The following is a 2570-nucleotide window of genomic DNA, read 5'->3' on the forward strand; positions in this document are numbered from 1 at the left end:
GCGTCATCAAACTCATTGAGCCGCGCCAGCTCCGCCTCAGGGATTTCAAACTGTCCTTCCCCTTGGACGCGAACGATCACGACAACCTCCTTCAGCTCGCTCCGCCGCTAGCCCCGGGACCGACCGCGGGCGGCTGGTCTCCCGGCGCGGGCTCGATGGAACCAGCAGGCCCCGCCAGCTCTCCCTTCAGCTGCTCGAGCTGCCGATCCACGTCGCCACGTGACGCCATAGCTTCCAGCTCGCGCGTCAGGTCATCTTTGGTCGACCCCGTCACGTCCTCAAGCGCCCCAGACGACATAAGTTCGTCGATCGCACCGGCTCGCGCGGTCATCGTCTGTGTCTTCTCCTCAGCCCTCTGGATGGCGAGACCGACGTCACCGAGTTCCTCAGAGACCCCGGTGAACGCCTCATTGATCTTGGTTTGCGCTTCTGCGGCCGAGTACTGGGCCTTGATCGTTTCCTTCTTGGTGCGGAAGGATTCGATCTTGGTTTGCAGCCGCTGTGAGGCGCTGACTAGCTTCTCCTCCTGGTCCAGCAGGGCGGCGAGCTGTGCCCGCAGGTCGATGAGTTGCTGCGCCAGACCGCTGCGCCGGGTCAGAGCTTCTCTGGCCAAATCCTCTCTGGAGCCGGCCAGAGCGGCCCGTGCCTGCCCTTCAAGTTTGTCCGCCTGGTGTTGCAGCCCCTGCATTTGCAGTTCCACACGCTTGCGACTCGTGGCCACGTCCGCGACACCGCGGCGCACCTTCTGCAGCAGGTCGAGTTGCTTCTCGTATGAGTAGTCCAAGGTTTCCCTCGGATCCTCAGCCTTGTCCAAAGCCTTGCTGGCCTTGGCCTTGAAGACCATAGTGAACCGGCGCCAAAGCCCCATCAGTTTCCCCTTTTCCGCTGGAGGAGGGATCGAGCCCAGAGTAGTCATAGGGGAACTGGGTACGAGGATCACCCCGAGGGCAGATACCCTGGGTTCGTGTTCTTGCGACGATCCAGCACCGAACGGGACAGTCAGGCCGAGGAGACTGTCATCCTCCCAGACCCGGCGCAGCGCCCTAAGGGGCGACCGACGCCGTCCCGCAGGGTCGCCGAACGCCAGCGCAAGCAGACGATGAAGGTCCCCAGCGACCCCAAAGCCGCGAGGAAGGCGATGCGCGATCGGGAGCGTGACGCCAGGCGCGAAGCTCGCGGGGGCCTCATGTCCGGCGACGAGCGCTACCTGCCGCCCAAAGACAAGGGACCGGCCAAGGCATTCACGAGGGACTACGTCGACGGCCGCCGCCGCTTCTCGGAGTACTTCGTGTTCGTGGCCGTCGGGATTCTCATCGCCGGGTTCATGCGCGACTCGCGGGTTCAGGGAGTCGTGGCGATGGTTTGGCTTGGCATCACGATGATCGTCGCCGGAGAGGTCAGCTTGATGCTCTTCAGGCTCGGCCGTGAGCTTCAACAGCGCTGGCCGGACCCTGCCGATCGCAAAGGGTGCAAGCTCTACGCCGTTCTTCGCAGTCTCCAGATCCGCAAACTGCGCGTCCCTCCCCCGCGGATCAAGGCCGGCGGCGGCGCGGTCAAGAAGTAGAGCGCGCGAAACCCAGGCGCTCCGGCGGCAGGCCACATAGGGTCGAGTCATGGAGTACCGACACCTAGGAACGAGCGGGCTGCTTGTCAGTGAACTCGCCTATGGCAACTGGCTGACCCACGCATCCCAAGTCGAGGAAGACACCGCCCGCGAGTGCGTTACAGCCGCCCTCGACGGAGGGATCACAACGTTCGACACTGCCGACATCTACGCGGGCACCCAAGCGGAGTCGGTACTGGGCAAACTCCTGTCGGGCCAGCGCCGCGACGGACTCGAGATCTTCACCAAGGTCTACTGGCCCACCGGACCCGGCCGCAACGACGTGGGCCTGTCGCGCAAGCACATCATCAGATCTTGCGAGAACTCACTGAAGCGCCTGCGGACCGACTACATCGACCTGTATCAGGCTCACAGGTATGACGTTGAGACTCCGCTGGAGGAGACCTTGCGGGCGTTCGACGATCTGATCCGGTCGGGCAAGGTGCTCTACGTCGGGGTCTCTGAGTGGACAGCCGAGCAGATCAGCGAAGCGGTACGGATCGCCGACGACCTTGGGCTGGACAGGATCGTATCGAACCAACCGCAGTACTCGATCCTGTGGCGAGTCATCGAAGCCGAAGTGATCCCGGCCTGTCAAAGACGTGGCATCGGCCAAGTCGTCTGGTCGCCGCTCGCGCAGGGCATTCTCACCGGCAAGTACCTCCCCGATAGTGAGATCCCACCAGGCAGCCGCGCCGCGTCGAAAGAGGGACACCCCTTCATGCGGCACTGGTTGGGCAAGGAAACCCTGGAACGGGTCCAGCGGCTCATGGGCGTGGCATCCGATGCTGGCCTTACGCTGCCGCAGCTCGCTCTCGCGTGGGTCCTGCGCAATCCGGCGGTTTCTTCGGCCATCATCGGCGCGACCAACTCCCGACAGGTGCGCGACAACATCGGTGCTGTGGGTGTGCGACTCGACGAAGCTACTGTCAGCGAGATCGACCGCATCGTTGGCGACATTGTGGTC

Annotated in this window: 3 protein-coding genes; 2 read left to right on the top strand and 1 reads right to left on the bottom strand. The window is 63.7% G+C overall.

The window, feature by feature from the left end:
• Nucleotides 1–91 precede the first annotated feature (91 nt).
• Nucleotides 92–916, bottom strand: a complete 825-nt coding sequence (locus Q8P38_01140) for a PspA/IM30 family protein (protein MDP4013219.1) — start codon at nt 914–916, stop codon at nt 92–94.
• 48 nt (nt 917–964) lie between these two features.
• On the opposite strand from Q8P38_01140, the gene Q8P38_01145 reads away from it, so the two are divergent.
• Together Q8P38_01145 and Q8P38_01150 are read left to right on the top strand one after the other, a co-directional pair.
• Nucleotides 965–1564, top strand: coding sequence for a DUF3043 domain-containing protein (locus tag Q8P38_01145; GenBank protein MDP4013220.1), 600 nt, complete (start codon nt 965–967; stop codon nt 1562–1564).
• A gap of 49 nt (nt 1565–1613) precedes the next feature.
• On the top strand, nt 1614–2570 hold a 957-nt coding region (locus tag Q8P38_01150; protein ID MDP4013221.1), incomplete at its 3' end, for an aldo/keto reductase family protein.

Source organism: Candidatus Nanopelagicales bacterium (assembly GCA_030700225.1).
Lineage (GTDB): Bacteria > Actinomycetota > Actinomycetes > S36-B12.

Bases quoted from the DNA above. Each gene is read 5' to 3' on its own strand.
- Q8P38_01140 (MDP4013219.1), bottom strand. From the start codon at position 916: ATGACTACTCTGGGCTCGATCCCTCCTCCAGCGGAAAAGGGGAAACTG.